4 protein-coding genes are annotated in these 7,079 nt (G+C 70.0%); all 4 read left to right on the forward strand.

What is annotated here, in order from left to right; translation table 11 throughout:
* Positions 1-152: 152 nt before the first annotated feature.
* The 4 genes from ABZS71_RS30030 to ABZS71_RS30045 all read left to right on the forward strand — a co-directional run bounded on the left by ABZS71_RS30030 (position 153) and on the right by ABZS71_RS30045 (position 6,470).
* A complete protein-coding gene (locus ABZS71_RS30030; RefSeq protein WP_356215096.1) occupies positions 153-2,045 on the forward strand; it encodes a hypothetical protein in 1,893 nt (630 codons plus the stop codon).
* Positions 2,046-2,260: 215 nt separating this feature from the next.
* A complete protein-coding gene (locus ABZS71_RS30035; RefSeq protein WP_356215098.1) occupies positions 2,261-4,411 on the forward strand; it encodes a hypothetical protein in 2,151 nt (716 codons plus the stop codon).
* A gap of 377 nt (positions 4,412-4,788) precedes the next feature.
* Positions 4,789-5,955 carry a helix-turn-helix transcriptional regulator gene (locus tag ABZS71_RS30040; RefSeq protein WP_356215100.1) on the forward strand — a complete coding sequence of 389 codons (1,167 nt, stop codon included), beginning with the start codon at positions 4,789-4,791 and terminating at the stop codon, positions 5,953-5,955.
* A 104-nt stretch (positions 5,956-6,059) separates the two neighbouring features.
* Positions 6,060-6,470, forward strand: coding sequence for a hypothetical protein (locus ABZS71_RS30045; RefSeq protein ID WP_356215102.1), 411 nt, complete (start codon positions 6,060-6,062; stop codon positions 6,468-6,470).
* The last annotated feature ends 609 nt before the right edge of the window (positions 6,471-7,079 follow it).

Below are 7,079 nucleotides of genomic sequence, written 5' to 3' on the forward strand. Positions count from 1 at the left end.
CCATACGCAGGATATGACGGCATTATTGGCAGCCAATCGGGGGACTGGAGATCGGAAACCGCTACGGGCTCATGACCTCGGGGAAGGGTCCACTGCGTCCGGCGCGCCGCCGGTGAAGGAGCATCCCCATGCCCAAGGAGTGAATTCAGGTCATGACGCAGCAGAACAGATTCGTGCAGCGGTCCCGTCGGTCCTTCCGCCGCTGGGGCGTTGCCTCCGCAGGTGCCATTGCGGCGGCGGCCCTGGTGACCGGTGCCCCGGGTACCGCGTGGGCCGCGAGCAGCACGCCGAGCCCCCAGGCGTCGAGCACCGAGTGTCACCAGGACCATGGGGATGCCCGTCAGCACGACGACAACGGGCAGCACGACAACGGGCAGCACGACAACGGGCAGCACGACAAGGGCCGCCACGACGACAGTGACCGCAAGGGCGACTACGGGCGTCAGGACGACAGCGGCCGCAAGGGCGACTACGGTCACAAGGGCGACTACGGTCACAAGGACGACTACGGTCACAAGGACGACTACGGCCACAAGGACGACAACGGCCACAAGGACGACAACGGCCACAAGGACGACAACGGCCACAAGGACGACAACGGCCACAAGGACGACAACGGTCACAAGGACGACAACGGGCAGAGTGAGGACCACGGTCGCTACGAGGACCACGGGCAGCGCGAGGACGAGGGTCAGCGCGAGGACCACGGCCAGCGCGAGGACCACGGCCAGCACAGCGACAACGGGAAGTACGGGAATGGCTACCAGCAGCGCGGCATGGCGCAGCCCGAGGAGATGGCGCAGCGCGACCAGTCGGCCCAGTCCGGCGAGATGGCGCAGTCGGATGACGAGTCGCAGAACCGCAACGTCGCCCGCCCCGTAATCATCTACAACGCCTCTCACCAGAACGAGTCCGCTCGCCAGGACGAGTCGGCTCAGAAGGACGAGTCCGCTCGCCAGGATGAGTCGGCTCAGAAGGACGAGTCGGCTCACAAGGACGAGTCCTCTCGCCAGGACGAGTCCGCCCACCAGAAGGAGTCCTCTCGCCAGGATGAGTCGGCCCACAAGGGCGAGTCGGCTCACAAGGACGAGTCGGCTCGCCAGGACGAGTCCGCCCACCAGATGGAGTCCTCTCGCCACGACGAGGAGCAGAACAACAACGGCCCGGTGACGCTCCGCAAGGCCATCGAGATCGCCGAGTGCGAGGTCGGAGGCAAGGCCGTCAGCGCCAAGCTGGAGGAAGACTGCCCCGAGGACGACCCCCAGCACCAGGGCCAGGAGCGCAAGGACGACCAGCGCAAGGACGACCAGCGCAAGGACGACGAGCGCAAGGACGACGAGCGCAAGGGCGACCAGCGCAAGGACGACGAGCGCAAGGACGACGAGCGCAAGGACAAGCAGCGCAAGGACGACGAGCGCAAGGACGACGAGCGCAAGGACAAGCAGCGCAAGGACGACGAGCGCAAGGACAAGCAGCGCAAGGACGACGAGCGCAAGGACGACGAGCGCAAGGGCGACCAGCGCAAGGACGACGAGCGCAAGGACGACGAGCGCAAGGGCGACCAGCGCAAGGACGACGAGCGCAAGGACGACGAGCGCAAGGACAAGCAGCGCAAGGACGACGAGCGCAAGGACGACGAGCGCAACGACGACCAGCACAAGGGCGACGAGCGCAACGACGACCAGCACAAGGGCGACCAGCGCAAGGACGACGAGCGCAAGGACGACGAGCGCAACGACGACCAGCACAAGGGCGACCAGCGCAAGGGCGACCAGCGCAAGGACAAGCAGCACAAGGACGACGAGCGCAAGGACGACCAGCGCAAGGACGACGAGCGCAAGGACGACAAGCGCAAGGACGACAAGCGCAAGGACCGGCGCCACGAGGACGAGAAGAAGACCCTGGTGTGGGTCGTCGAGGTCGAGTGCGACCACACCGTCAAGAAGGTTCGGATCGATCCGGACACCGGCTGCGTGCTGAGCACGACTCAGGAGCAGGACGACCACGGCAACCACGACGGCAAGGGCGAGCACGGCCGTTCGTAACGACAGCCCAGGCACGATCCACACCCATCCCCTGTGCTCACGCACGCTGCCCGACGAGTCAGGCGCGTGCGGCGAGCATGGGGGAAGGGTCCGGGCCGGTAGTGAACGAAATCCACCGGACAGTTTCGGGCAATAAAGAACATTAAGATCTGAATAGAGCGTTTGGCTGCTATAAATTCCACCCTGGGTTGGCGCTACGGGGGAGGGGCAGCCCAATGGCCGGTACGCACGGCATCCATGTACACGGCGATGTCGAGGGCCAGGTCGTCGTCGGCGACCGTAACGTCGTGATCAACGCCGCGCGGGGCTCGTCCGTGAGCCTACGGAGCGAGGGCCCGCCGCCCACCCGGCGGCGCCCCCGCCCCGCGGGCCGCGCACTGCCCGAGCGCGCGCCCCGGCTGCTGGGTCGTGATCATGAGCTGGCCGCGCTGGAGCGGTGGTTGGGGCAGGGCTACCCGGTGCAGGTCTACGGCCTGCCCGGGGTCGGCAAGTCCGTACTACTGCGCCGTTACGCCGCGGATGCCACGGCGAGCGGCAGAGACGTGGTGTATCTCCCGGCGGCGGGCGTGCCGGCCGAGGACCTCGTCCAGGAGATCTTCCACGCCTGCTACGAGGCGGAGGACTACAAGCCGGAGCCGGCCAGGATGCGCCGGCTGATGGGGTCGGTGCAGGCGCTGCTGGTCATCGACGACTTCCAGGGCTCGACCGCCGAGCTGGCCGAACTGATGGATGCCGCGCCCGGCTGCGATGTGCTGCTGGCCACCGCCGAGCGCCACGCCTGGGACGAGGGACGGGCGCTGCGCCTCGAGGGCCTGCAGGAGGAGTCCGCGCTGGCGCTGCTCGGGGAGGAGTTGCGACGGCCGCTGCGCGACGAGGAGCGCGACGCGGCCAGACGTCTGGTCACGGCGGTCCGAGGGCATCCGCTGACGCTGGTGCAGGCGGCGGCGGACGCGACCTTCGAGGTGGATGAGGGCGCGCGGGTGACGGGGCTCGCGAACGGGCTCAGCGAAGCCGCGTCCGTACTACTGCGCCTGCTGGACGCGCTGGCCCCGCTGTCGCTGTCGCCGAAGCTGCTGCCGGTGCTCTTGCCGATGCCGGCGGGGAGTGCGGAGGGGAGTACGGGCAGGAGTGCGGGCGAGACCGCGGCCACGGAGCTGACGTCCCTGGCCCTCGTCTCCTCCTCGGGTACGGGCTACCGCACCACCGGCCGCGTCGCCCACCTGGTCGCCGAGCGGACCGGCCCGGCGCGGGACGCGGCGGAGCTGGCGCACCCGCTGACGGCCTGGGCCGCGACGACGGCCACCCGCCATGACATCGCCGCCGAGGCCCCCGTGATCTGCCACGTCCTCGCGGCGGCGGCACGGGCCGGCGACCATGCGGCCGTATGCACCCTGGCCCGTACGACGGCCCCCGCCCTGGCCCGCTCGCTGCGCTGGGGCGCCTGGCACCGGGTGCTCGACCTGGGCGCGGCCGCGGCCCGCGCGCTGGGCTCGGCCGCGGACGAGGCGTACTTCACCCAGGAGGAGGAGGTGCGCAAGCGGTCGCTGGGGGTGGCGGTCCTGGCTACGGCCGGCGCGTCGTTGGCCGCCGGGGGCGTGATCGGCCATATCGCCGGCGCCGCGGGTCACGGCGGCGCGGCGGCCGGGAAAACGGGGCTCGCCGCTGTCGCGTCCAACCCGGTCGCGATCACCGCGGCGGTAGCCGCCTTAGTGGTCGGCGGGGTCTTCGCCGGCCTCGCCACCGCGGGCGACGGTTCGCCGAAGGCCAAGCCGAGCCCCAGCGCGCAGGTAACGCTCCTGGCCCCGACCGGCGCCTCGCCCCTCCACTCGACCCCCACCCTCACGACCGCCCCGACCCGCGTCCGTCCCCCGTCGCCCGGCCGTACGTCCCGCCCCCCGACGAAGCCCGCGACGCCCCCTCCGACCATCCGGGCCACCTCATCTCCGCCCACGGGCTCCAGCCGGGCCCCCGTCAGCTGCCGGCCCGATCAACTGGGCGGGCACGACTTCCTGGAGGTGCCGGCAGGCGGCGGAGCCACATACGAGGTCGAATGGCGCGAATTCTGGGAGTGCGACGACGAGAGGACCCTGACGGTCGACAAGGCTGACCCCGACCGCGACGCATTCGGCGTGGATGTCATCTCCTGCCCGAAGACCCCCCATCCCGGTCGGGCGACCCCGGCCTCAGGCCACTGCCGGTACACCGTCAGCTTCAATCCCCCTCCGTCGGCCGAAGCGGGCACCCGGTACCAAGGACACGTCATCATGCGCGACGACTGGGGCAGGGTGTCGATGACGCTGAGCCTGTACGGCACCGTGTCCGCCGCGTCCACGGGGGGCGCATCGAGCACACCCCCAACCCCCTAGCGAGAGCGCTACGATCGGCGGCCACCATAGGATCACATCGGGGTAGGTGCCGTGCAGTTCCGCGTCCGAGTCACTGCCGCCGAGGGCTGCCCCGGCGTGCTCGACCTCTATCGCCGGCTGACCGAGGACCCCGACGTGGCGGGCGCGGCCGAGGTGGCGCTGGCCCGCGGGGATGGTCCTCACCTGAGCCGGCCAGGAGGTCCTGTGCCGAACTGCTCCCCGCACCCGCGGGGATGGTCCACGTGTCGCCATTGCTCCCACTCTCCCCCCCCCTCGGGCATCGTCCGGGCCGACGGATGGCCCTGGAGGCTGATCGGCGTACCCCCCGCGCCTCCCCACCGGTACCGTTCTGGTGTCGAGTCAGAACGGGAGCCGGTATGCCCGACAAGGACAGCCCGCACATCGGCACACGCATCGCCGAAGAGCGCACCCGCGCCCATCTCACCCAACGCGGCCTCGCCGGCCGCGCTCACGTATCGCTCAGCATCCTGTCGAAGGTCGAAAGCGGCCACCGCCCCGCCTCTCCCGCCCTTATCGCCGCCTGCGCCCGCGCCCTCGGCATAGAGAGCAGCACCCTGATGGGCCAGCCCTACACGGACGCACTCCGCGTCGAGCGCTTCGGGGCACCCTTGGCCGCGATCCGCGCGAGCCTGGAGAACCGGGGGGACGTCGCACTCGACGAAGCGGTGCCACCGCGACCACTGGCCGAGATCACCAAGGACGTCAACCACCTCGGCAGCCTGCGCCGTAGCGCCGCATATCTCGACGTCGCCACGAAGGCCCCCGCACTCATCGACGAACTCGTGGAGGCGTCTCACCGCTACGAGGGCGCCGACCGTGGCCGCGCGCACCGACTCCTCGCCTACACCTACCGCTGCGTGCACGACGTGGCGCACAAGCTCGGCCACCTGGACCTGGGCAACACCATCCTGGCCCGGATGTCCCACAGTGCCGAGCGCAGCGATGACCCGTACATGGTCACGCTCACTGCCTACCTACGGGCTCAGAGCTGCTTCAACACAGAGGTCGAAGAGGCGGCTGCCGCCGGCGAGGTGGCGGCTCTCTGCGTGCAGGGCAACCTGCGCCTGCGCGCCACGATGCTCGCGGCCCGAAGCCAGGACAGCGACCAGGCGGGTGCCGAGTGGGCGGAGGCGTACGAAACCGCGCAGCGCCTCGGGCGCGATACGCAGAACTACGTGCTGTCGTTCGGGCCGACCAACACCGCCATCCACAAAATCGCGATGGAAGTCGAGCTGGGCGAGTACGGGACGGCGGTGCAGTCGGCGCGGAACGTGCGGTTCTCCAGGGAGTTCACGCGGACGTACCCGGACCGTGTCGGCCACCACTTCATCGACCTGAGCCGGGCGCAGCTGTGGACGGGTGACCGGGCCGGTTCAGAGGCATCGCTGCACAGGGCCAGGAAGGCCGCTCCGCAGCAGGCGCGTTTCCACCCGCATGCGCGGGAGACGGTGCTGGCGCTACGCCGAGCCGAGCGGCAGAGCAGCGAGACGCTCTCCAACCTCGCCCACTGGATGGGGTTGTAGCAGCGGCTGTCAAGGACGCGGAGTTTCACACTTTGTGAAACTGGAGCTCTGGACAGGTCGGCAGCCTGTGACGGTCAGAACACCGTCTGTACGGGGAGCCGACCTTGACGACAAGAGTCCAGCCGTGGACACCGCCGCGCGACTACGTAGAGCTTGTCGAGGCTGGCGCGCACTGGGACGCCGTAAGGGCCCCGGCGCCGATCGGTGAACGCGCGCTGGCCCTGCTCGGCGCGACTGGTGCTGTGATCGCCGACTACGCCCAGCTGTGCTGGCTCGTCCGGCCGGGAAGCACCAGGGGTTGGCGGCGTATCCGGCAGGTTCAGTTACTCGGCGCGGATCATGCCGAGATCACCTACGTAGGCGTGCCCCCCATCACGCGCACGCAAGGCCCCCCTGCACGGCGCGTCCCGATGGGCCCGGACCGCTATCTCACGGACGAGGACCGGCTGCGCGAAGCCCTGATCCGGGCGGTCGTCGCTGAGCTTGGTCCCGGTGAGGAGGTGGAGCTCGGGTGACGTCCCAGATCTGCGCCCGCTGCGACCGACCGACCAACGAGCCGGTCATCGTCGGGATGGAGCACGGCGGGAGCGTCGCCGGCCGCAGGCATTACGCATGCCCGGGCTGTGCGCCCAGCTTCCCGAAGCACCTCGACCCGTTCGAAGTCCTATCGGCCGTGCGCCGCGCCCAACGGCAGGGGCCGGACTGATACGGACCGCCAGCCGGCCCCGCCCCCACCGCCCCTCGAACAACTCCCCGGCCGGCACCGCGCCCCGGCGTGGACGTGCCCGTACTGCCGCCTCGCAAGCGCCGACCCCGCGTACGCGGAGGTCCACGGGTGTTGCCGCATCCCGGCGACTCTCCCTGCAACACCCTGCGGGTGCGCCTGCCACAAGCCCAAGCCGACCAGCGGAGAGGAGAGGCACTCGTGCCAGACGAACCCCAGCAGGCAATCCCCGACGCCCGCTGGTGTTGGCTCAGCCTGGGCAACCTGATCGGCGGCCCCACTACCGGCCCCCGGCCGTCGGCGCACTAGATGAATGAGTCCAAGGGTTCGCCTGCGGACATGGCACGAGGGCGCCCAATGTCAATGTGTGACGAAAGACCTGGACACCCTCGCAACGGCA

It is taken from the genome of Streptomyces sp. NPDC005393 (assembly GCF_040606675.1).
Taxonomy (GTDB): Bacteria; Actinomycetota; Actinomycetes; order Streptomycetales; family Streptomycetaceae; genus Streptomyces.

Excerpts from the sequence above, each read along its gene's own strand:
- ABZS71_RS30030 (WP_356215096.1), top strand. The coding sequence starts at position 153 with ATGACGCAGCAGAACAGATTCGTGCAGCGGTCCCGTCGGTCCTTCCGC.
- ABZS71_RS30040 (WP_356215100.1), top strand. The coding sequence starts at position 4,789 with ATGCCCGACAAGGACAGCCCGCACATCGGCACACGCATCGCCGAAGAG.
- ABZS71_RS30035 (WP_356215098.1), top strand. The coding sequence starts at position 2,261 with ATGGCCGGTACGCACGGCATCCATGTACACGGCGATGTCGAGGGCCAG.